The sequence below is a fragment of the uncultured Faecalibacterium sp. genome (genome assembly GCF_900066275.1).
Classification (GTDB): Bacteria; Bacillota; Clostridia; order Oscillospirales; family Ruminococcaceae; genus Faecalibacterium; species Faecalibacterium taiwanense.
On the sequence record NZ_FMFG01000111.1, the window covers coordinates 1 to 339 of the forward strand.

Here is a 339-nt window from a genome sequence, read left to right on the forward strand (position 1 = left end):
CGGTCGCCGCTCTCCACCTGAAAAGTCACATAGTACGATGTAAATGTGCTAGTGTCGTATCCGTGCGCACCGGACATATCTCCGGCATTGGCACTGCTGGAATGCGAAACATCGGTGCGCTTTGCTACCACTGTTGCCGGAACGGTAAGCCGCGGCGAGTGGTTGTTTTTGTTCCATGTGCGGAGATTTGAAATTAGAGCAAAGAAAAACATTCCAATAAAAAGCAGGAACAGGATTGGGAAAATGAAGCTGAATATAGCGTCAAACCATCCAAAAAACATTTTACTCCTCCAAAATTTCTTCCAGCAGGTCCTTTACATCGTCCAGAAAAGATTCTTC

At 46.0% G+C, this 339-nt stretch carries 1 protein-coding gene; it reads right to left on the bottom strand.

Going from position 1 to position 339, the window contains the following annotated elements:
- On the bottom strand, positions 1-281 hold a 281-nt coding region (locus QZL71_RS13245), incomplete at its 3' end, for a DUF2500 domain-containing protein (protein WP_294649226.1).
- Positions 282-339: the final 58 nt, after the last annotated feature.